The organism is Agromyces sp. P2_B3, assembly GCF_056404815.1.
Genome location: NZ_JBFUDH010000002.1, coordinates 509,377 through 531,329 on the forward strand (window position 1 = coordinate 509,377; position 21,953 = coordinate 531,329).

General features: G+C 70.6%; 19 protein-coding genes. 11 read left to right on the plus strand and 8 right to left on the minus strand.

The features are described from left to right. Positions 1-23 precede the first annotated feature (23 nt). Positions 24-1,283: an FAD-dependent oxidoreductase gene (locus tag AC1DZA_RS05190; RefSeq protein ID WP_476771955.1), complete on the minus strand. Its 1,260-nt coding sequence runs from the start codon at positions 1,281-1,283 to the stop codon at positions 24-26. A 167-nt stretch (positions 1,284-1,450) separates the two neighbouring features. On the opposite strand from AC1DZA_RS05190, the gene AC1DZA_RS05195 reads away from it, so the two are divergent. Beyond that, complete coding sequence (locus AC1DZA_RS05195) at positions 1,451-1,636, plus strand: hypothetical protein (RefSeq protein ID WP_476761069.1); 186 nt, start codon at positions 1,451-1,453, stop codon at positions 1,634-1,636. A 34-nt stretch (positions 1,637-1,670) separates the two neighbouring features. On the opposite strand, the gene AC1DZA_RS05200 is transcribed toward AC1DZA_RS05195, so the two are convergent. Genes AC1DZA_RS05200 through AC1DZA_RS05210 form a run of 3 tightly spaced genes read right to left on the minus strand, consistent with a single transcriptional unit; the run spans position 1,671 to position 4,335 of the window. Continuing rightward, the gene (locus AC1DZA_RS05200) at positions 1,671-3,089 is read right to left on the minus strand and encodes a M20/M25/M40 family metallo-hydrolase (RefSeq protein ID WP_476771956.1); all 1,419 of its coding nucleotides are present in this window, start codon (positions 3,087-3,089) and stop codon (positions 1,671-1,673) included. Further along, positions 3,089-3,334 (minus strand): CDGSH iron-sulfur domain-containing protein, encoded by a 246-nt coding sequence (locus AC1DZA_RS05205; RefSeq protein ID WP_476761067.1) that lies wholly within the window; start codon positions 3,332-3,334, stop codon positions 3,089-3,091. Before AC1DZA_RS05205 ends, AC1DZA_RS05200 begins: the two co-directional genes overlap by 1 nt. Then, positions 3,331-4,335, minus strand: a complete 1,005-nt coding sequence (locus AC1DZA_RS05210; protein WP_476772013.1) for an iron-containing redox enzyme family protein — start codon at positions 4,333-4,335, stop codon at positions 3,331-3,333. Before AC1DZA_RS05210 ends, AC1DZA_RS05205 begins: the two co-directional genes overlap by 4 nt. Positions 4,336-4,562: 227 nt before the next feature. Between AC1DZA_RS05210 and AC1DZA_RS05215 the strand changes: the two genes are divergently transcribed. After that, the gene (locus AC1DZA_RS05215) at positions 4,563-6,329 is read left to right on the plus strand and encodes a proline--tRNA ligase (RefSeq protein ID WP_476771957.1); all 1,767 of its coding nucleotides are present in this window, start codon (positions 4,563-4,565) and stop codon (positions 6,327-6,329) included. 3 nt (positions 6,330-6,332) lie between these two features. Here the strand turns inward: AC1DZA_RS05215 and AC1DZA_RS05220 are convergent, their stop codons facing one another. Beyond that, positions 6,333-7,142, minus strand: coding sequence for a DUF1206 domain-containing protein (locus AC1DZA_RS05220; protein ID WP_476762955.1), 810 nt, complete (start codon positions 7,140-7,142; stop codon positions 6,333-6,335). Between the two features lie 223 nt (positions 7,143-7,365). Here AC1DZA_RS05220 and nusA point away from each other — a divergent pair, with 223 nt between their 5' ends. The 4 genes from nusA (at position 7,366) to rbfA (ending at position 12,141) form a co-directional block, all read left to right on the plus strand. Next, on the plus strand, positions 7,366-8,364 hold the full coding sequence (nusA, locus tag AC1DZA_RS05225; RefSeq protein ID WP_309972881.1) for a transcription termination factor NusA: 999 nt from the start codon (positions 7,366-7,368) through the stop codon (positions 8,362-8,364). Positions 8,365-8,407: 43 nt separating this feature from the next. Beyond that, on the plus strand, positions 8,408-8,653 hold the full coding sequence (locus tag AC1DZA_RS05230; RefSeq protein ID WP_130351151.1) for a YlxR family protein: 246 nt from the start codon (positions 8,408-8,410) through the stop codon (positions 8,651-8,653). A gap of 44 nt (positions 8,654-8,697) precedes the next feature. After that, on the plus strand, positions 8,698-11,514 hold the full coding sequence (gene infB / locus AC1DZA_RS05235; protein WP_476771958.1) for a translation initiation factor IF-2: 2,817 nt from the start codon (positions 8,698-8,700) through the stop codon (positions 11,512-11,514). Positions 11,515-11,634: 120 nt separating this feature from the next. Then, positions 11,635-12,141 (plus strand): 30S ribosome-binding factor RbfA, encoded by a 507-nt coding sequence (gene rbfA, locus AC1DZA_RS05240; RefSeq protein ID WP_476771959.1) that lies wholly within the window; start codon positions 11,635-11,637, stop codon positions 12,139-12,141. Here rbfA and AC1DZA_RS05245 read toward each other — a convergent pair. Beyond that, positions 12,138-13,061 (minus strand): LysR family transcriptional regulator, encoded by a 924-nt coding sequence (locus AC1DZA_RS05245; protein ID WP_476771960.1) that lies wholly within the window; start codon positions 13,059-13,061, stop codon positions 12,138-12,140. The two genes, rbfA and AC1DZA_RS05245, sit on opposite strands and share 4 nt — an antisense overlap. Before the next feature lie 57 nt (positions 13,062-13,118). Further along, the gene (locus AC1DZA_RS05250; protein ID WP_476771961.1) at positions 13,119-14,006 is read right to left on the minus strand and encodes an HhH-GPD family protein; all 888 of its coding nucleotides are present in this window, start codon (positions 14,004-14,006) and stop codon (positions 13,119-13,121) included. A 47-nt stretch (positions 14,007-14,053) separates the two neighbouring features. On the opposite strand from AC1DZA_RS05250, the gene AC1DZA_RS05255 reads away from it, so the two are divergent. From AC1DZA_RS05255 to AC1DZA_RS05265, 3 genes are all read left to right on the plus strand, one after another. After that, positions 14,054-14,656, plus strand: a complete 603-nt coding sequence (locus tag AC1DZA_RS05255; RefSeq protein WP_476761631.1) for a nucleoside/nucleotide kinase family protein — start codon at positions 14,054-14,056, stop codon at positions 14,654-14,656. A gap of 227 nt (positions 14,657-14,883) precedes the next feature. Beyond that, positions 14,884-16,602 (plus strand): hypothetical protein, encoded by a 1,719-nt coding sequence (locus tag AC1DZA_RS05260; protein ID WP_476771962.1) that lies wholly within the window; start codon positions 14,884-14,886, stop codon positions 16,600-16,602. Positions 16,603-16,927: 325 nt separating this feature from the next. After that, positions 16,928-19,546 carry a hypothetical protein gene (locus AC1DZA_RS05265; protein ID WP_476761629.1) on the plus strand — a complete coding sequence of 873 codons (2,619 nt, stop codon included), beginning with the start codon at positions 16,928-16,930 and terminating at the stop codon, positions 19,544-19,546. Positions 19,547-19,609: 63 nt separating this feature from the next. Here AC1DZA_RS05265 and AC1DZA_RS05270 read toward each other — a convergent pair whose 3' ends face one another. Beyond that, the gene (locus AC1DZA_RS05270) at positions 19,610-20,602 is read right to left on the minus strand and encodes a ketopantoate reductase family protein (protein WP_476761628.1); all 993 of its coding nucleotides are present in this window, start codon (positions 20,600-20,602) and stop codon (positions 19,610-19,612) included. A gap of 59 nt (positions 20,603-20,661) precedes the next feature. Here AC1DZA_RS05270 and truB point away from each other — a divergent pair, with 59 nt between their 5' ends. Next, on the plus strand, positions 20,662-21,570 hold the full coding sequence (gene truB, locus AC1DZA_RS05275) for a tRNA pseudouridine(55) synthase TruB (RefSeq protein WP_476761627.1): 909 nt from the start codon (positions 20,662-20,664) through the stop codon (positions 21,568-21,570). Further along, positions 21,567-21,935, plus strand: a complete 369-nt coding sequence (locus AC1DZA_RS05280; RefSeq protein ID WP_476761626.1) for a hypothetical protein — start codon at positions 21,567-21,569, stop codon at positions 21,933-21,935. The genes truB and AC1DZA_RS05280 overlap by 4 nt, the downstream gene beginning before the upstream one ends. The last annotated feature ends 18 nt before the right edge of the window (positions 21,936-21,953 follow it).

Consider the following 21,953-nt stretch of genomic DNA (forward strand, 5'->3'; position numbering starts at 1 on the left):
CGAAGAGCGGGCACGGCAACACTTCAGGTCTGCGCTGAGAGCAGACGCAGGCGCCACGAATCGGGCGCCAGGCCGCGCGCGACCGTCACCGCGGAGCGCACGGCGCCCTCGTGCGAGTCGACGTCGTGCGTGGCGACTCCGGCGAGCCACAACCCGTTCCGTCCGTTCAGCTCCCTGAGCCGGGCCTGCGCATCGAAGTAGGTGGGCGTGACCATGCCGTGCTCATACGTGACCACGGCGTAGAGCGGATCGGGGAGTTCGGTCGCGTAGGTGATCCAGCTCTTGAACACGGGAAGGCCACGCCGTGGGTCCCACACGGTCAATGCGCTGTGGGCTCCGTCCCACCGCGCGTTGACGACCGACCAGGATGCCTCGTCCCGTGGCATCAGGCGGCGGTCGCCGTGGATCGCGATCCTCGTGTCGAAGGTCTCGAATCGACCGAGCAGTTCGCGTTCCGCCTCATGTCCGGTGAGCCCGTCCATCAGGGCGGCGGCCCGCCGCGGATTGCACGCGAGGACGAGCCGATCGAAGGTGTGCACCGTCCCGTCCTGCTGCTCGACGTCGAACTGCTCGCGACGGCGCGTCACACCGCGGATCCCGGAGTCCAGACGGACGCGGGTGCGGGTGAGGTCGTTCACGAGCGCGTCGACGTAGACCCGCATCCCGCCGGGGATCTCGCTCTGCACGGGCGCTCGGAGCCCGCTGTTCGCGTTCGATCCCAGGTAGTAGAGGGCGTTGTAGGCCGCGAATCCGCGGAACTCCGCGAGCTCCACGCACCAGAAGGAGCAGAGCAACGGCAGGAGGAATCCGTCGACGAACGCCCTCGGCAGCCGTGCGCGTTCGAGGTATTCGGCGACCGTGACGGACGTGTCGTGTCGCGCGAGGAAGGCGGGCAGGTCGTCGAGGAATGCGCGGAACCGGATGAGCGTGCGCAGCGTCGTGGGCCTGAATGACGACAGGATCGGCGCGCCGGCACGGAACGGCGGCATCGCGACCGACCGATCTCGCCGTTGGTCGTACACCGTGAGCGACGCGGCGTACGACGCTCGCGCCACCCCGAGCAGGTCGAGCAGGCGGTTGAAGGTGGCGTATGTCGCCCCGGGTGCGAAGAACTGGAAGCCGGCGTCGATTCCGAGTCGCCGTCCGTCCACGTCGATCTCGATGGTGTGCGCGTGGCCGCCGAGCCGGGCCTCGCGTTCGAAGACCGTCACGTCGTGCTCGCGCTCGAGGAGCCAGGCCGTGGTCAATCCGGCGGCGCCTCCACCGACGACACCCACCCTCATCCGAGGCCCGGCGTCACGCGACCTGGGGTCTGGCTCACGCGCTCACCATACTCCCGGTGACCGAACCGCCCGATCGCCGCAACCCGTGGTCGATCCTCTCGTCGCCGGGTATCGTGGCCCGAACCCGGATGCCCCACTGCGGCATCCGATCGCGAAAGGGGACCGCGATGAGCGGAGACGGCACGGAGTACGAGTACCCCGACGAGGCGGGCTATCCCGACGGGACGGGCACGTTGCACGAGGGCGCCGAGGGCGCCGAGGGTGCGGAGGGTGCCGGGGACGCCGCCACGGCGGCGGGCGATGACCTTGAGACGTTCGCCATGGAGGACGAAGAGGACGTCACCGGGGACTGACTGCGCCGACCGGGTGGAATCACGTCCTGGGCGCTCAGGCGCCCGCGTCCTCGTCCCGCATCGCGTCGGCGAGGAGCGGCCAGAGCGCCGCCAGCGTCGCGGCCCCGTGTTCCAGGACGTCGAGGCGCACCCGTTCGTCGGAGCCGTGCCAGCGGTCGCTGATCAGCCCCGTTACGAAGAAGACGAGTGGCGCGTCCATCGTGCGGGCGAGGAGCTCGGCCGGGCCGCCGCCTGCGTTGCCCATGCGTCCCACTGCGTCGACGCCGAACCCGATGCGCATGGCCTCGGCCAGGGCCTCGACGGCCGGATGCTCCGGCGTGCGGTACGGGGCCTCCGCCGTCTTCCGTGAGATCGAGACCTCGGCACGGATGCCGCGTGCCGCCGACTCCTCGGCCACCCATCGTTCGAGCTGCGCCGCGACCTCCTCCGGGGTCTGGCCCTCCACGATCCGGATGCTGAGCGCGGCGCTGGCCGATGCGGGGATGATGGCCCGGGGAAGCTCCTCGAGGTCGCCGCCGCTGACGCTGATCACCTCGACCGCGGGCCGGGCCCAGAGCAGCTCGGGCACGGAGTAGCCGCGCTCGCCGGTGATGCGGCCGGTGTCGGACTCTCGTAGCCACCACCGGTCGTCGAGCTCGAGGGCCGCGTACGACTCGCGCTCCTCGGGCGTCGGCGTCGTGACGTGGTCGGAGAAGCCCGGCAGGGTGACGCGGCCGTCCGCGTCGTGCAGCGCGGAGAGGAGCGTCGCGAGATCGAGGATCGGGTTGGGCGACGGTCCCGAGACCGCCCCGCTGTGCACGTCGTGCGTGGGGCCGTGCACCGTGAGCTCCGCGCCGATCAAGCCGCGGACGGTGGTCGTCACGGCCGGGCGCGCCGGGTCGAGCAGGGTCGTGTCCGAGTAGACGATGAGGTCGCACCCGAGGTCGGCGGCATGCGCGTCGAGCAGGTCCGCGAGGTTCGGGGAGCCGAGCTCCTCCTCGCCGTCGACGAGGAGCTTCAGCGTCACCGGTGGCGTGCGGCGGCCGCCGGCGAGCAGCGCGCGAAGACCCCAGAGGTGGGCGATGACCTGGCCTTTCGCGTCCGAGGCGCCTCGGCCGAAGAGGCATCCGTCGCGCTCCACCGGCGTGAACGGCTCCGTCTCGCGCCACGGCTCGCCGATGACGGCGCGCACGTCGTGGTGGCTGTAGACGAGCACGGTCGGCGCCGCGGCATCCGCGCGCCACTCGGCGAACACGGCGGCGGTGGTGTCGCCCTGCGGCCAGACCTCGACCCGGGGGAAGCCGACGGCGCGGCAGAGACCGGCGAGGTGGTTCGCCGACTGCGGCAGCGCGGCGGCGTAGTCGGGGTCGCCGGCGATCGACGGGATGCGCACCCACTCCGCGAGCCGGTCGAGGAACTCGCGGCGATGATCGCGCACCTCCGCGTGCAGCCCGCTCGACGCAGCGGCGGGCATCACGCCTCGTCGAAGGTGACGGCCGGTGTCCGCGACGGCGGACTCGTGCGGAAGCCGACGAGCTTGTGGGATCCGTCGCAGAACGGGCGGATCGCCGAGGCGCCGCAGCGGCACAGCGCGAACGTCCGCCGGTTGGGCTGAACGGGCTGGCCGTCGTCGTCGAAGAGCTCCAGGTCGCCGCGCACGAGCAGGGGGCCGTCGGGACATGCGGTGATCGAGACGGGGTGAGCGGATGCCTCGCTCATGACAGGGCAATCCTCAGCGCCGACTCGCCACGCTCGAACCGCTCCCGCAGGCCGCCCCAGAGCCGCCCGTCGATCGCGAGGCAGGCCGCTGCGCCGAACAGGATGTCGTTCGCGAGCTGCGGCTCGTCCTCGGTGAGCGAGCCGGCGAGGTCCCGCGCGGCGAGCTGCTCGTGCACCGCATCCGCTTCGACGTGCTCGTCGAAGTAGTCGGTGACCTCGGCACCGAAGCCGAGTCGCCGGAGGCCCTTCGCATAGGCGCGGCAGGGAAGCGACGACGTCATCTCGTAGGCGGCGAGGTGCCCGACGATCGCGCCGCGGAGGCGCCGATGCAGTCCGAACAGCGACATGAGGTTCATCGATGTGTACACCTCGACCGGCACGTGGTCGGCGTAGGCGCCGTAGCGATCGTCGAGCCCCGCTCCGAGCAGCGCGTTCGCGAAGATCGTCGCGTGGAGTCGCTCGGGCCGGCCGCCGCCGTACTCGTCGGCCTGGATCTCGACGAGGGCGGCCTTCGCGCGGGCGTGCAGCCGCGGGATGGCCCAGCTGTGCGGGTCCGCCTCCTTCAGCGTGTAGATCGTGCGACAGGCGAGGATCTCGAGCACCTGCTCCGACGTGGCGTCGCGCTCCACGAACGCCGACAGGCTCGGGCCGTCGTCGGCCTCGACGAGGGCGAAGAGCGCCTCGGGGACGTCGCGCGTGGCGACCGGCTGTGGCACCGCGGCCCGCAGGGCGGACTCGAACGCGTGCTCGATCGTCTCGCGCACGGCCAGGAGGCGCGGGTCCCACTCCCAGGCGTCCGAGACGCCCTCGAGGCCGCCGTAGTGCAGCTCGTACATGAGGAACAGGGTCAGCTGCAGGTCGTCGTCGGCGAGCACGTCGTCGGATGCCGCGAGCGACTCGGTCGCGGCATCCGCGAGCCCCTGGAGGGGTGCCTGCCGGGGGCCTGTGAGCAGGCCGATGAGTTCCTCGCTGACCCGGCCCCGCGGGCTCGGCAGCGACATCGGCCGCATCGGGGACGCAGGACCCGGTGCGCCGCTGGTCGTGGTGTCGCGCCCAGGCTCCGCGGTGATCGTCATTCCAGCTCCCTCGCTCGGTCTGCCTCCACCGTAGGAAGCGGCGAGGGGAGTGTCACCGGGCTTGACCCGCGCGCGGGGGAGCGATAGCCGGCGAAGGCACCGGTCGTCGCCACGCCGCTCGGCGGCACCGCGGTGCTCACTAGAATCGTCGGGTGCCCACACGCCTTTCGAACTACTTCCTCCGCACGCTCCGCGAAGACCCCGCCGACGCCGAGGTGGCCAGCCACCGGCTGCTCGTCCGCGCGGGCTACATCCGCCGACAGGCCCCGGGCGTGTTCGCGTGGCTGCCGATCGGCCTTCGCGTCAAGGCCCGCATCGAGCAGATCATCCGCGAGGAGATGACGGCCGCCGGCGCGCACGAGGTGCACTTCCCGGCGCTGCTGCCGCGAGAGCCCTACGAGGCCTCGAACCGCTGGACCGAGTACGGCGACGGGCTCTTCCGCCTGCAGGACCGAAAAGGCGCCGACTACCTGCTCGCCCCGACCCACGAAGAGGTCTTCACGCTGCTCGTGAAGGACCTCTACGGGTCGTACAAGGACCTGCCCCTGACGATCTACCAGATCCAGGACAAGTACCGGGACGAGGCCCGCCCCCGGGCCGGGCTCCTCCGCGGCCGCGAGTTCACGATGAAGGACGCCTACTCGTTCGACGCGAGCGACGAGGGCCTCGACACCAGCTACCAGGCGCAGCGCGACGCCTACGAGCGCATCTTCGCCCGGCTCGGCCTCGACTACGTGATCGTCGAGGCGGATGCCGGGGCGATGGGCGGCTCGAAGAGCGAGGAGTTCCTGCACCCGAGCCCGATCGGCGAGGACACGTTCGTGCGATCGTCGGGCGGGTACGCCGCCAACGTGGAGGCGTACACGACGACGGCACCCGACCCCGTCCCCTTCGATGGGCTGCCCGAGCCCGCGATCCTCGACTCGCCGAACACCCCCACGATCGCGACCCTCGTCGACCTCGCCAATGCCGAGTACCCCCGGCCCGACGGTCGTGCGTGGACCGCGGCCGACACACTCAAGAACGTGGTGCTCGCGCTCGTGCACCTCGACGGCACCCGCGAGCTCGTCGTCGTCGGCCTGCCCGGCGACCGCGACGTCGAGATGAAGCGCGTCGAGGTCGCGTTCGCTCCTGCGGAGGTCGAGGCGGCGACGGAGGCCGACTTCGCGAAGCACCCCGGTCTGGTCAAGGGCTATATCGGCCCCTGGTCGCCCGACGGCGCCGTGCTCGGGGAGGATTCGGCCACCGGCATCCGCTTCGTCGTCGACCCGCGGGTCGTTGACGGCACCGAGTGGATCACGGGCGCGAATCTCGACCAGAAACACGTGTTCGGGCTCGTCGCGGGCCGTGACTTCGTCGCGGACGGCGTCGTGGAGGCCGCCGAGGTTCGCGAGGGCGACCCCGCACCCGACGGCTCCGGCCCGGTGGAGCTCGCACGGGGCGTCGAGATCGGCCACGTGTTCCAGCTCGGCCGCAAGTACGCCGAGGTGCTCGGCCTGAAGGTGCTCGACGAGAACGGCAAGCTCGTGACCGTGACGATGGGCTCGTACGGCATCGGCGTGACGCGCATCCTCGCGATCATCGCCGAGGGCCACCACGACGAGAAGGGGCTGATCTGGCCCGCGTCGATCGCGCCCTTCGACGTGCACGTGCTCGCCACCGGCAAGGACGACAGCGTGTTCGAGGCGGCCGAGTCCATCACGGCCGCGCTCGAGACCGCAGGCTACGACGTGCTGTACGACGACCGTCCGAAAGTGTCGCCGGGGGTGAAGTTCGGCGACGCCGAGCTGATCGGCGTGCCGAAGATCGTGATCGCCGGCCGCGGCGTCGCCGACGGCGTCGTCGAGGTGTGGGACCGAGCCACGGGTGACCGGGTCACTGTGCCGATCGACGAGGTCGTGGCGACGCTCGCCGGCTGACGCTCAGAGCCTCGCGTAGCGCGCCCGCGCGAAGCAGTAGACGCCGTAGATCACGAGTCCCGCTCCGACCAGCCAGAGGATGATCTGGCCGAACGGCAGTGCCGCGAGGCTCTTCAGGGCGGAATCGAGGCCGCCGGCCTTCTCGGGATCGTGGGTGAACGCCGCGACGACGAACAGCACGCCCACGACCGCGACGGCGATGCCCTTGGCGACATAGCCGACCGTGCCGAACATGCGAATGCCGTCTCCCGCCTTGCCCGCCGGCAGCGACAGCTGCTTCGCGAAGTCCTTCCGGATGCCGCGGACGATGAAGGCGACGCCGATGCCGAGCACGACCAGTCCGATGAGCACGAGCACGAGGATCCCGCCGGGGGCGGCGAGGAGCTGCGCGCTCATCGTCGTGCTCGACTCCGACGAGTCGGACCGGCCGCCGAGCGCGTAGACGAGCGCGGTCGCGCCGATGGCGAAGTAGGCCACGGCCGTGCCGAGTTCCTTGATGCGGCGTCCCCACTTCTTCTTCGAGTCGGAGTCGCGCTCGAGCAGCGCCTCCGCGACCTGCCAGATGCCCAGCGCGGCGAGGCCGATCACGATGACCCACAGCACCACGACGCCGAAGGGCAGGCGTGCGATCTGCTCCATGGCACCGCTCTGGTCCGCCTCGCCACCGCCCGGGCCGACGGCGACCGAGATCGCGATCACGCCGATGATGAGGTGCACGATGCCCAGCACGACGTAGCCGATGCGGGCGAGGGCTCTGAAGGGACGCGAGCTCTGGGCGGCGCTCGCGGTCTCCTTGATGGTTTCGGGTTCCATCGGCACAGCGTATCGAGCCGGCTCGTCTCTGCTCGCCCCCTTGCGCGAAGGCCGCGAGTGCGCACTGGACCCTCTGAGCCGCGACGGACGCGGGGGCTCCTCACGACCGACGCAGGCCGACGACGCCCACCGGCGGATGACGGCGCCTCGCGACATCCGCTACGGTAGAGAGTCGTCCGCTCCGAGGGGAAGCGGCACTGAGAGCTGAATAGAGGAGGCCGGCGTGGACATCGACCTCAGCGTGCTCCGCATGATGGAGCGCGAAAAGGAGATTCCGTTCGACGAACTGGTGGAGATCATCGAGCAGGCGATCCTCATGGCCTACTTGAAGCACACCAACCCCGGCCAGCACGGCCACGCGAACCCGAGCGGCGCCCGCGCCCACCTCGACCGCAAGACCGGCCACGTGTCGGTCTACATCCCCGAGCTCGACGAGGACGACAACGTCATCGGCGAGGTGGAGGACAGCCCCAGCGACTTCGGCCGCATCGCCGCCTTCGCCGCGAAGCAGGTCATCAACCAGCGCCTGCGCGACCTGGCCGACGACGCCGTGCTCGGCGAGTTCCGTGGGCGCGAGGGCGACATCGTCGCCGGCATCATCCAGCAGGGTCCCAACCCGCGGATGGTGCACATCGACCTCGGCACCGTCGAGGCGATCCTCCCGCCCGAGGAGCAGGTCCCCGGCGAGGAGTATCCCCACGGGCAGCGCATCCGCGTCTACGTGACGAGCGTCTCGAAGGGCCAGAAGGGCCCCTCCATCACCGTGTCGCGCACCCACCCCGCCCTGGTGCGCAAGCTGTTCGCGCTCGAGGTGCCCGAGATCGCCTCGGGTGTCGTCGAGATCGTGTCGCTCGCCCGCGAGGCCGGGCACCGCACGAAGATCGCCGTGCGCGCGAACCAGCCCGGCGTCAACGCCAAGGGCGCGGCGATCGGCGAACTCGGCCAGCGCGTGCGCGCGGTGACCGCCGAGCTCGGCTCGGAGAAGATCGACATCGTCGACTGGTCCGACGACCTCGCCACCTTCGTCGCGAGCGCGCTGTCGCCGGCCAAGGTGACGAGCGCCTACGTCATCGACGAGTCGACGCGAGCCGTTCGCGCGCTCGTGCCCGACTACCAGCTTTCGCTCGCGATCGGCAAGGAGGGCCAGAACGCCCGCCTCGCCGCCAAGCTCACGGGCGCGAAGATCGACATCCAGCCCGACTCGATCCTCGAGTCGAACTGAGCCCCGGGCCCGCGTCGGCGGGCTCCCAGCCCAGAGGTGTAGGATGGAACCCGTCAGAACGTGCATCGGATGCCGTTCGCGCGCCCCGCGGTCCTCACTTCTGAGGGTCGTCTCCCAGAATTCCCACGTCGTGGCCGATGCCTCGGCCGTGCTTCCGGGCAGGGGTGCGTGGTTGCATCCGACGCTCGAGTGCTACCGGCTCGCCGTGCGGCGACGCGCCTTCGGACGCGCACTCCGCATCCGCGGCGAGGTGGACACCAGCAACGTAGAGAACAGGCTGAACGGCTAATGGACAACTCATGAGCGGCTCGAAATGAGACCCGTCCGCCATTGATGGTCCGCCCTGTTTCGGGGTGGGCCCGGAACAGGAGAGAAGTGGCTGCCAAACCACGCGTACACGAGATCGCATCCGAACTCGGTGTCGACAGCAAGATCGCCCTTGAGAAGCTCAAGGAGATGGGCGAGTACGTCAAGGGACCCTCGTCGTCCATCGAACCCCCCGTCGCGCGCCGCCTGAAGGCCGCGCTCGAGGCGGCAGGCGCCGCCTCCAATGGGGCACCCGCCGCGCCGGCGAAGCCCGCTGCTGCTGCGGTGAAGCCGGGCCCCAAGCCCGCGCCGAAGCCCGCTGCGGCTCCCGCAGAGCCCGCCGCTCCCGCGGCCGACGTGCCCGTCGCCGAGGTGCCGATGACGGTCGCCGAGCGCCAGGCGCAGGCCGAGGAGAAGGCGGCCCAGGCCGCCGCCAAGCCGGCCGAGGCACCCGCCGCGCCCGCCGCATCGGATGTCGCGACGCCCGGTGCCGCCGGTCCCAAGCCCGGTGCCGCCATCCCGCGTCCGGCCCCGCGGCCCAACGCGCCGCGCCCCGGCAACAACCCGTTCTCGAGCTCGCAGGGCATGGGCTCGCGCCCGGCCCAGCCGCGCCCGGGCAACAACCCCTTCTCGAGCTCGCAGGGCATGGGCCAGCGCCCGTCCCCGGGCAACATCCCGCGCCCGCAGGCTCCCCGACCCGGCTCGCCGCGTCCCGGCGCCCCGCGTCCCGCGGGTGCCGGCGGTCGTCCCGGCGGCGGCTTCCAGCGTCCTGGCGGCGCCGGTGCAGGCGCCGGTGCCCGTCCCGGTGGTGGTGGTGGCGGCTTCCAGCGTCCCGGCGGTGCTCCCGGCACCGGCTTCGGCGGCCCGCGTCCCGCGGGCGGCGGCGGTCGTGGTCGTGGACCCGGCGGCGGCACGGCCGGCGCCTTCGGCCGCGGTGGCGGCAAGAGCAAGGCCCGCAAGTCGAAGCGCACGAAGCGCCAGGAATTCGAGATGCGGGAGGCTCCGTCGCTCGGCGGCGTGAGCGTGCCCCGCGGCGACGGCAACACCGTCATCCGGCTGCGTCGTGGCGCGTCCATCTCGGACTTCGCCGACAAGATCGACGCGAACCCCGGTTCGCTCGTGACCGTGCTGTTCCACCTCGGTGAGATGGCCACGGCGACGGAGTCGCTCGACGAGGCCACCTTCCAGGTGCTCGGCGAGGAGCTCGGCTACAAGATCCAGGTCGTCTCGCCTGAAGACGAGGACCGCGAGCTCCTCGAGGGCTTCGACATCGACCTCGACCAGGAGCTCGAGGACGAGACCGACGAGGATCTCGAGATCCGCCCGCCGGTCGTCACCGTCATGGGCCACGTCGACCACGGTAAGACCCGACTCCTCGACGCCATCCGCAACGCGAACGTCGTCGCGGGCGAGGCCGGCGGCATCACGCAGCACATCGGTGCGTACCAGGTGCACACCGAGCACGAGGGCATCGAGCGGGCCATCACCTTCATCGACACCCCGGGCCACGAGGCGTTCACCGCCATGCGTGCCCGTGGTGCGCAGGTGACCGACATCGCGATCCTCGTGGTCGCGGCCGACGACGGCATCATGCCGCAGACGGTCGAGGCCCTGAACCACGCGCAGTCGGCCAACGTGCCGATCGTGGTCGCGGTGAACAAGATCGACAAGCCCGACGCCAACCCGGCCAAGGTGCGCCAGCAGCTCACCGAGTTCGGCCTGGTCGCCGAGGAATACGGCGGCGACGTCATGTTCGTCGACGTGTCGGCTCGGGAGAACATCGGCATCCAGGACCTGCTCGACGCAGTGCTCCTCACCGCCGACGCCGGCCTCGACCTGCGTGCGAACCCCAACAAGGACGCCCGAGGCGTCGCCATCGAGGCGAAGCTCGACAAGGGCCGCGGTGCGGTTGCGACCGTGCTCATCCAGTCGGGTTCGCTGCGGGTCGGCGACGCGATCGTCGCCGGCACGGCCTACGGCCGCGTTCGCGCAATGGCCGACGAGAACGGCGACGCCGTGCTCGAGGCGACGCCGTCGCGTCCCGTGCAGGTGCAGGGCCTCTCGAGCGTCCCGCGCGCCGGTGACACGTTCCTCGTCACCGAGGACGACCGCACCGCGCGTCAGATCGCCGAGAAGCGCGAAGCCGCACAGCGCAACGCGCAGCTGGCGAAGGCACGCAAGCGCATCTCGCTCGAGGACTTCACCCGTGCGCTCGAAGAGGGCAAGGTGGAGGCGCTCAACCTCATCATCAAGGGCGATGTGTCGGGTGCCGTGGAGGCGCTCGAGGAATCGCTCATGAAGATCGAGGTCGACGACAGCGTGCAGCTGCGCATCCTCCACCGCGGTGTGGGTGCCGTCACCGAGAGCGACATCGACCTCGCGACGATCGACAACGCGATCGTCATCGGGTTCAACGTGCGCCCCGATGTGAAGGCGCGCGAGCGTGCCGCCCGCGAGGGCGTCGACGTGCGCTTCTACTCGGTCATCTACAACGCGATCGACGACATCGAGAACTCGCTGAAGGGCATGCTGAAGCCCGAGTTCGAAGAGGTGCAGTCGGGTGTCGCCGAGATCCGCGAGGTGTTCCGCTCCTCGAAGTTCGGCAACATCGCCGGTGTCATCGTGCGATCGGGAACGATCACGCGAAACGCCAAGGCCCGCGTCATCCGCGATGGCGTCGTCGTCGGCGACAACCTCGCCATCGAGTCGCTGCGTCGTTTCAAGGACGACGTCACCGAGGTGCGCACGGACTTCGAAGCCGGTATCGGCCTCGGCAAGTTCAACGACATCCAGGTGGGCGACGAGATCGAGACCATCGAGATGCGCGAGAAGCCTCGCGTCTAATCGTGGTCGGGGCCCCCGGATCTTCTCTTCAGGTGAAGAACGGGGGCCCCTTCACCCCGATTCACGTCGAGGCGGCCAGGCGGCGAAGCCGCCCGGCCTTGCCCCGAAAGGAGATACATCATGGCAGATCCCGCACGGGCCAGGAAGATGGCCGATCGCATCAAGGAGATCGTGGCCAAGCGGATCGACAAGGGGCTGCGCGACCCGCGCCTCGGGTTCGTGACCATCACCGACGTGCGCGTCACCGGTGACCTGCAGCACGCGAGCATCTTCTACACCGTCTACGGCTCCGAGGAGGAGCGCCGCGACTCGGCGCTCGCCCTGAAGTCCGCCACGGGGATGCTCCGCACCGAGGTGGGTCGCAACATCACGGCTCGGCTCACCCCCACGCTCGAGTTCATCGCCGACGCGATCCCCGAGAACGCCGAGCACATCGAGTCCCTGCTGCAGGAGGCGCGCAGCCGTGACGCCGAGACGAGCGTGCTCGCCGCGACGGCGGAGTACGCCGGCGACGCCGACCCCTACGTCAAGCCGCGCGACCTCGACGAGGACGCCGACGACCTCGACGAGCTCGACGACGAGGCATCCGACCTCGCTGACGACGCCGAGGCGGGCGGACCCCGCTAGTCCGACGAGCGCCGCCGGCCGAGTAGTTCGTGCTCGACGGCGGCGATGCGAGCGCGCAGTGCCTCGATGAAGACCAGCACGGTCGGCTGCCGCAAGGCCTCGGGCCGGCAGACCAGCCAGTACGGCAGGTGCTCGTCGATCTCGTCGGCGAAGAGTCGCACCAGGTCGTCGTGCCGGTCGGCGAGGAACGCGGGCAGCAGCCCGAACCCGGCGCCGGCGCGCGTGGCGTCGACGTGCACGTCCACGTTGGTGCTCGACACGGCATCCACCATGTCGGGGGCCGCTCGCCGCGCCACGTCGAGGGCGTCGACCTGCAGCATCGACTCGATGAAGTACACCAGGGGAGCCCCGGCGAGTTCCGCCGTCGTGGCGGGCGTACCGTGCCGCTCCAGGAAGTCGCGGCTCGCATAGAGCCCGAGCGCGTAGTCGGCGAGGTGGATCGCCTCGGCGCGGTGCACGTGAGGGCGACCGACGACCACCTCGAGGTCGACGCCCACCCGCTGCTGTGCCGCGCGTCGCGTGGCGGCGATCACCTCGAGCGAGACGTCGGGATGGGCGCGCCGGACCGCGACGATCGCGTGGGCGGCGATGAACCCGCTGAAGCCGTCGGTCGCGCTCAGGCGCACCACTCCGGAGAGCCGCGGCGCGCCCGGCGCCAACGACCCGATCGCACGTTCGACGCCCTCCGCCGCGGAGATCGCGTGCTCCCCGAGCGGGGTGAGCACCCAGCCGGCGGCGCCGCGCGCCAGCACGCGTCCGCCGAGCGCATCCTCGAGCGCGCCGATGCGCCGGGCGATCGTCGTGTGGTTGAGTCCCAGCTCCGCGGCGGCCGCCGTGTACCGGCCGGCACGCGCCACGGCGAGCAGCACGAGCAGGTCGTCGGGGCTCGGACGACGGCCCGGCAACGGCGTCACGGACATCCCTGCATCCTCGCACACGCACTACGCTCCAGCCGTGCCCGGATGCGGGCCGCCCGGTCAGGCGTCGGGCAGCCGGAGCCCGTCATCGTCGGCGATCGCGAGCCCGTCGGCGACGAGGCCGGCGACGGCCCGGTCGAGCTGCGCCGCGTCCTCCCACACCCCCGCGAGCTCCGGCCGGGTGATCGGCCGGTGGGCCGCGCGCAACTCGCGCATCACGACGCCGCGTGCCTGGCGATCGGAGCCCTCGAACCTCGCCTGCGTCCGACGTCGTGGACCCTCGTGCTCCGGGTATCCCGCCCGCCGCCAGGCGCACCGCGACGCGATCGGGCATGCGTCGCAGCGCGGGGCCCGGGCGGTGCACACCGTGGCCCCGAGCTCCATCGCGGCCGCGTTGAACACGCGCGCCGCGTCATCCGGAGCCGGGAGCAGCGCCGTCATGTCGGCCAGGTCGCGCGCCGTCGACGGCGGACCCGCGTGCTCCCGACCCGACACGGCGCGGGCGATGACGCGGCGCGTGTTGGTGTCGACCACCGGATGCCGCTCGCCGAACGCGAACGCCGCGATCGCCCGCGCAGTGTAGGGGCCGACGCCCTGCAATGCGAGCAGGTCGTCGAGCGCTGACGGCACCTCCCCGCCGTGCCGCTCCACGATCTCGACGGCGGCACGATGCAGCCACAGCGCCCGGCGCGGATACCCCAGTCGATCCCACGCGCGCACCGCCTCGGACGGCGGCTCGGCCGCAAGCGACGCCGGGGTCGGCCAGCGCTCGATCCACGCCTCCCACCGCGGGATGACCCGTGACACCTGGGTCTGCTGCAGCATGAACTCGCTCACGAGCACCGCCCACGGCGACACCTCCGCCGCCCGCCACGGCAGCGGCCGCGCGGCATCCGCGAACCAGGCGTTCAGCGGGCCGGCGAGGTCGGGGGAGGCGGGCCGGGGCATCCCCTCAGCCTATGTCGGGCCCGATGTCGCGCGGCTAGGCTCGCACCATGGAGCTCGTCACCACGCCTCGCGTCGCGTTCCTGCGCGGCCTGGCCGACGAGATCCTGCAGCAGTATGGGCGCGGCCGCATGATCGTCGCCGTCGACGGGCCCCTCCGGAGCGGCAAGACCCAGCTCGGCGACGACCTCGCGGCCGTACTGCGCGAGCGCGGGCATCGCGTCTTCCGCGCGAGCATGGAGCGGTTCCATCGCTCGCGGGCCGCTCAAGGAGAGTTCGGCGACGACACCCCCATGCGGTACTACCGGCACGGCTTCGATGAGGCCGCCCTGCGGCGCGTGCTCGTGGAGCCGTTCCGCATGGGTGGTTCGACCGCGTTCGTCACCGCGGTGTTCGATCCGTCGCGCGACGCCTGGGTGGAGCCGAAGTGGTTGACCGGCCCCGCCGACGCCGTGCTCGTGCTCGACGGGCGTTTCGTGCTGCGGCGACGGCTGGCCGACCTCTGGGATTTCCGGATCGCGCTCGACGGCGACCCCGAGGACCCCGCCGACGTGATCGCCTACGCCGAGGAGGACCCACGGCTCGTGGCCTCCGCCGTGGTCGACGACCGAGATCCGGCCCATCCGCGGCGCCGGTTCCTCGACAGCTGCTGAGGGGTGCCCCCCAGTTCGGGGGAGTGGGCGCCTTCCGCGCCCGAAATCAGCGGAATCCACCCTCCGGTTCAGACATACTTGAGCACACCCGCCCCACCCCACTTGGCACGAACCCGATCTTCGGTCGTCACCCGACCTCGCGCGCGCACGGCCCGAACGTGCTCGATGCGGCATCCGGAGACCCGGTGCGTCGTGCCCACTTACCCGACCACCAGGAGAACCCACCGATGAGGATCCCCCGCGCCTTCGTGGCAGCGGCGGCCGTAGCAGGAGCGCTCGCGCTCGCGCTCGGCACCGCCGCGCTGCCCGCCCAGGCCGACCAGCCCGCGTTCATCTGCGAGAGCTATGCCCCCAACGGCACCGATAAGATCGACACCGTCGGCAGCCCCAAGACCGTGCTGGTCACAGCGCCCGAGGGCAAGCTCATCGATGAATACTGCGTCAAGGCCGGTACCACCCGCTACATCGTCACGGTCAACCCGCCGATGCCCTCCGTGACGGTGGACCACCCCGACAAGGACTCGGTGAGCCACTACGCGGTGCACTACATCGACGTCCCGACGGTCGAGGAGCTTCAGGTCCCGGCGAAGCCCGATGTCTTGGATCTCTGCGGCATCGACAACGACAAGGTCGTCGTGCCTGCGGACACGACCGACCTCGACTGGTCGGGTGGCGAGATCTCGGGCAACACGGCGACGGTCACCGTCGCCGCGCTCGGTGGCAAGACCTTCGTCGGCGGCGGCACCACCAGGACGTTCGAGTTCTCGTTCACGACTGCTGCGTGCGACGAGCCGCCGGTCCTGACCCAGTGCACCGCCTACACGAACGTGCACACCACCGACCTCAAGACGTGGAACCTGACGGAAACCCGTGCGACCGGGCACAACGAGCTCGTCGCCGGTGGACTCCGCATCTGGACGGAGGGCACGACGACGACCGACAAGGCCGCCGGCTACTTCCCGACGAACCTCCCGCTTGCGGGCCTGGGCACGGGCACGATCGACGCGTCGCTCGACTACACCAGCTCGACCGGTCCTGAGCCCGGCCTGCAGCTCGTCGTCGACTTCGACGCCAATGGCACGCCCGACGGCATCCTCGTCGGCGAGAAGGTCTACGGCGAGAACTGGTGGCTCACGGGCAGCGCCGCCGACGCCGTCAAGGCGCTCGCCCCGCACATCGATGGCGGCAACGGCTCGCAGTGGTACGGCACGGCGCAGGAATGGCTCAGCAAGTTCCCGAACGCCGTCGTCAAGGCGATCGGCTACTCGCTCGGCTCGGGCGTCCTCGGTGACGGCGTCATCACGAAGATCACGCTCGGTTGCGCCACGCACACATTCGGCACTGTTATGACGCCCCCGGTCATCGAGCCGAAGCTCACGGGCGTCGTCGCCAGCGGCGAGTGCGTCGCGGATGCCCCGTGGATCTCCTACAGCCTGACGCTGGACGACCCGCAGCACCGCTCGACGAGCAACACGGCCCGGCTGGTCTTCACAGCTGGCGAGCTCACCCACACGGTCATCCTCGGCGACCTCGTCAACGGGAAGCTGTCGGGCAAGATCCTCTGGCCCGGAGCCTCCGTGGCCGCCGACCAGGTGACCCCGACCGGTTGGCCGGGCTGGGAGCAGCTCGAAGACGGCACCTGGGTCGAGACCGACGGCAACTTCGCCTGGACGCGCGACCTGACCGAGGTGACCCTCGCGGTGAACCCCGAGGTGGTCGTGGACCTCGCCTACCCCGAGGCGACGCCCGACTGCGACCTCGCACCGACCCCGTTCGACTCCGGCACGCCGGGCGGTGGCGGCGGGTCGGCGACGACCGCGAGCACTGACCCGAGCGGGCTGGCTTCCACCGGCTTCGACGGTGCCACCTTCGCCATCATGGCTGCGGGGCTCATGGCGCTGGGCGGCGGCGTGGTGCTGACGGCAAGGATGCGTCGCCGGGCCTGATCCTCGGACGCTGAGCGGGGGTTCGGCATGGCGCCGGACCCCTGCTTCGCCGTCGGGAGGCGGGGAATCGGAGGGTTCGGTCCCCAAAAGGGGGGACAATTGTCCCCCATCGTGGAAAACGGGGTACACAAGTCCCCGGAAACCGACATACTGGTGCATACAGCCAGCCCCTCCGGCCCTGCGAACCCCCCCTGCTCCACCCGAGTACCCGAACCCCGACGGTCGCGCATGCCCCTTCGCGCGGCCGCTTCTGCGCCGTCTTGGCGCGTCATCGTGTCCTCCATCGGTTCGCCGTGCGCCGGATCGACCGATGGAGACAGACCGCATGAGCAAGCCCCGCGCCGGGTCGGCGCACGCTGCCCCCGGCGATCCCGGTGCGCGATCGCGCCCCGAATCCCGAACAATCGTCCGCCGTATCGCGGCGGCGCTGACCGCAGTCGCGCTCGGCGCAGGCCTCGCCCTCGTCGGCGTGGCCGCGCCCGCGAGCGCGCACCACAACACGATCACGGCCGTCGCCGCATGCGACGCGGACTCGAGCACGTTCGACATCACGTGGACCGTCGAGAACTCCGAGGCGAAGGTCGAGAAGGTCCTCACCTCGTCCGACCCCGACGTCGTGCCTGTGGGCACGGAGATCGGCAAGAACAAGTCGGAGAAGTTCGTCGAGTATGGCGTCGAAGCCGGCACCTATGAGCTCACGCTGAAGACCGAATGGTCGAACGGCACGCAGAACACCGACACCGGCCGACTGACCATCTCCGCCGCGAACTGCGGCGACGGCACCGTGAAGAAGATCACGTTCTGTCACGCCACGGGCAGCGCGTCGAACCCCTACGTGCGCCTCACGACCTCGGTGAGCGCGTTCTTCCACGCGGGCCACATCGACCACCAGGACAAGCGCGACATCTACCCCTCCTTCTCGTACGTCAAGAAGGGCGAGACGATCAACGTCGCCGCCCAGGGCGACCAGAGCCTCCTGCAGTACGAGGACTGCACGAAGCCGTTCGACTCGAACTGGCAGTACGCGGCTCCAACCTGTGAGGCGCTCGTCGTCGTCTACCCTGCCGGGCTCCCCGCCGGTCAGGCGAACGACGTCAACGTGCGGGTGGTCGTCGAAGGCAAGGACCTGACGCTCAACTTCCACAACAACTCCGGCACCTGGTCGGGCACGAAGACCTTCACGTTCGCGGAGCACCCCAAGTGGCCGAACCCCGACCAGTGGTCGATCCGTTGGATCCAGGTCGCAGGCACGAACTACCACTGGGAAGGCCAGATCGATTGCGGCGTCGCACCCCAGCCGGTGAAGGTCTGCCACTGGAACACCGACGGCACCTACGATCGGGCATTCATGTCCGTCGCCGACTTCCTGATCGGTCACTCCCTGCACTCGAAGGACATCCACTCGGCATTCAGCTACTGGTTCTTCGGTACCAAGAACGTGCCGGCACAGGGCGACCAGTCCCTGCTGCAGTACGAGGACTGCGTGAAGCCCCCGACCCAGCTGTCGCTGCCGGCGAAGCCTGCCTTCGTCGATGAGTGCGGTGTCGCGGACGATCGGATTCTCACGCCTTCCGCCGTCACGGGTGTCGAATGGAACGTCACCCCGGTGTCGGGCGGCTCGGCGACGGCGACCGCTACGGCCCAGCCGGGCTACGTGTTCGTGGGCGGCGAGACGAGCCACACCTGGACATTCGCCTTCACCGACGTGCCCTGCGTGACGACGGTGCCCGTTCCCGCGGAGCCGCAGAAGACCGACGAGTGCGGCGTCGACGCCGATGCGATCGTGCCTCCCGTGGCGGTCCAGGGTGTCGAGTGGGTGCTGAGTCCGGTCACCGACGGTGCGGCCACCGCGACTGCGACGACGAAGCCCGGCTACATCTTCGCCGACGGCACGACTCGACACGACTGGATCCTCGCGTTCACGGACGTGAAGTGCCCGCCCACGACGATTGCGCTCAACGGGACCCCGACTCGCGTGGACGTCTGTGGAACGGATGATGACCGCATCGATGTGCCTGCCTCGACCGACCTGATCACCTGGAAGATCGAGGGCGATCACGCCTCGGGCGCCGCGAAGGCGATCGCCACAGCGGCCGACGGATACACGTTCGAGGGCGGTTCCGTCCGCGAATTCCCGTTCACCTTCGACCTGACCCCGTGCCCGAAGTTGATCGAGGTGCCCGCTGCACCCGACCACATCGACCGGTGTGGAGTCGAGGACGATGCGGTGACGCTGCCGGCCGAGACCGAGAACGTCGTCTGGACGATCGAGGGCGACCCCACGTCGGGTGCAGCCACCGCGGTCGCCACCGCGAAGCCCGGCTTCGTGTTCGACAAGGACCTCACCGAGAAGCGCTTCTCATATGAGTTCACCGACGCGGACTGCATCGAGCCCTCGCTCGACGGATCGCTCGCGACCGGGATCTGCCTCGCCGATGCTCCGTGGATCTTCTTCGACGTGACGCTGATCGACCCCGACAAGCAGTCGACCGGCCGTGACGTGAAGCTCGTGATGAGCGACGGCACCAACTCGCACACCATCGAGCTCGGCACGCTCTCCGACAAGGGCACGCTCGAGGGCAAGGTGCTCTGGCCCGGCGCGTCCGTCGCCGACGACGGCGTCACCCCGACCGGCTGGCCGGGCTGGGAGAAGATCGGCGACGCATGGGTCGAGACCGATGGCAACTTCGCGTGGACGCGTGCGCTCACGGGCGCCACGCTCGAAGTGAACCCGACCCTTGCGGTCGACGTCACCTACCCGCCGGCCACGCCCGACTGCGCGACGGGACCCAACGCGAACACGACGACGGCAGCTGCCGGCGGCGGCACGGGCCTCGCGAGCACGGGCTTCGCAGGCACCACCATCGCGATCGTCGCGGGCATCATCGTCATCGCGGGTATCGCCTTCCTGGTGATCGCCCGGATCCGACGCAAGCGCGCCTGATCCGCTGACACGCACTGAGAGGGTCCGGGAAACCGGGCCCTCTCGGTCGTTTCCGCGAGGAAGTCAGACGCCCGTGGCGGCGAGCACCCGACTGGCGGGAAGGCTTCCGCTCCGCTCCACCTCGTGCACGAGATCGACGAGCGCGCGATTGACGGGCGCGTCCGAGCCGGCGGCGGATGCCTCGCGCACGACGGCGCCGTTGAGGTAGTCGACCTCGGTCGGCTGCCCCCGGCGCACGCTCTGCTGCGTCGACCCGAGGTTGGGCACGCGGCCCATTCGCCGGGCCATCAACCACGGCAGCACCTGGCCCACGGCGAGCGGCAACCGGGCGAAGAGGCGCAGGCGGCCGTTCGCGAGCCCCTGCAGCGATCCGAAGCGGATGCCGCGGGCCACTCCCGTTCGCACGCACTCCCGCATCGACGCGGTGACCACGCGCCGGAGTCGCCGGTCGCCGATGACGTCCTGCACGCTCCGGCCCACGATGGCCGGTACCGCGTTGACCATGTTGACGACGAGCTTCGTCCATTGCGCACCGCGGAAGTTGCCGATCGCGATCACCGGAACGGCCTCGGAGAGCAGTGCGGCGATGCGCGTGCACTCCTCGTCGGCGGGCCCCTCGCCCCGACCGAGGTAGCTGGCCGCGGTGGTGGTGACCCGCACCACCCCCGGCTCCGTGTAGTTGGCGGCGATGATCGAGAGGACGCCCATGCACGAGGAGCCGGGCAGCAGCCGTGCGGCCGTGTCGACGCCGTCGAGGCCGTTCTGCACCACGACGACCGGTACGCCGTCGATGAGGGCGGCGTTCGCCGTGATGGCGGCCTCGGCATCCTGCGCCTTCGTGCACACGAGCACGAGCTCGGGGCGCCGCGTCAGCACCTCCCCCGCCGCGACGGTCGCCGCCGCATCGCCGAATCCGCCGGTCAGCCGGATGCCGCCGGTGCGGATCGCCTCGAGGCCGGCACCGCGCGCGGTGACCTCGACGTCATGACCCGCGCGGGCGAGCAGCACGGCGAACGTGCCGCCGAGCGCGCCGGCGCCGATGATCCCGATCCTCACCCTCCCAGCGTAGGGGCGCGTCGTCAGGGGCTGTCGCCGTGGCTGTTAGCCTGTACGGCGTGAACAGCGGCATCCTCCTCGTCGATAAGCCGCAGGGAATCACCAGCCACGACGTCGTCGCGCGCATGCGCCGGCTCGCCGGCACCCGCAAGATCGGCCACGCGGGCACCCTCGACCCGATGGCCACGGGCCTGCTCGTCCTCGGCGTCAACCACGCCACGCGACTGCTCCACTACCTCGTCGGTCTCGACAAGGAGTACCTCGCCACCATCCGGCTCGGCTGGGACACGACGACCGACGACGCCGAGGGCGAGCCACTGCCCGCGGCATCCGCGGCCCTGGTCGACGCCGTCGACGACGATGCCCTGCGCACCGCGATGCAGCGCCAGACCGGCGTGATCGAGCAGGTGCCGAGCGCCGTCAGCGCGGTGAAGGTCGACGGCAAGCGCGCCTACCAACGCGTGCGCGAGGGCGAGGCGGTCGAGCTCGCCGCCCGCACGGTGACCGTGTCGGCGTTCGAGGCGCTCGCAGTGCGACGCGGCGACGGCTTCGTCGACGTCGATGTGCGCGTCGAGTGCTCGTCGGGCACCTACGTGCGAGCGCTCGCCCGCGACATCGGCGCCGACCTGGGCACCGGCGGTCATCTCACCGCCCTTCGTCGCACGCGCATCGGGGCGTTCTCGGTCGAGGAAGCAGCGGCGCTCGAGGGCTTCGACGTGGCGCAGGCGCTGATGAGCCCAGCGGATGCCGCCCGGCGGGCGCTGCCCGTGGCATCCGTCACCGACGACCAGGCCGTCGACCTCGGGCACGGCAAGCGCATCGACGCCGCCCCGGCTGCGTCCGTCGCCAAGGCCGACGCGGGAGCCATCGCCGCCATCGCCCCCGACGACCGCCTCGTCGCGATCGTGGAACGCCGGGGACAGACGCTGAAGGTGGTCACCGGGTTCCCGGCCGAGGCCGGCGCATGATCGAGTGGTTCACCTGGGTGCAGCTCGCCGTCGCGGTCGCGGCCGGCCTGCTCTGCCTCGTGCTCGGCCTCGCGGGCCGGGTGCCCAACGACCTGACGAACGGCGCGCTCGTGCTCGTCGAGCTGCTGCTCATCGTGCAGCTCGTCGTGGCCATCGCCGCGCCCGCGTTCGGCAACCAGCCGACGGGCAGCATCCTCGAGTTCTACGTGTACCTCGTGGGCGCGCTCCTCATCCCGCCGGCGGCGATCTTCTGGGCGCTCCTCGAACGGAATCGCTGGAGCACCGTGATTCTCGGCGTCGCTGCGCTCTCGGTCGCGGTCATGATGTATCGCATGTTCCAGATCTGGACCGTGCAGCAGGCCTAGCCGCGGATGAGAGAATCG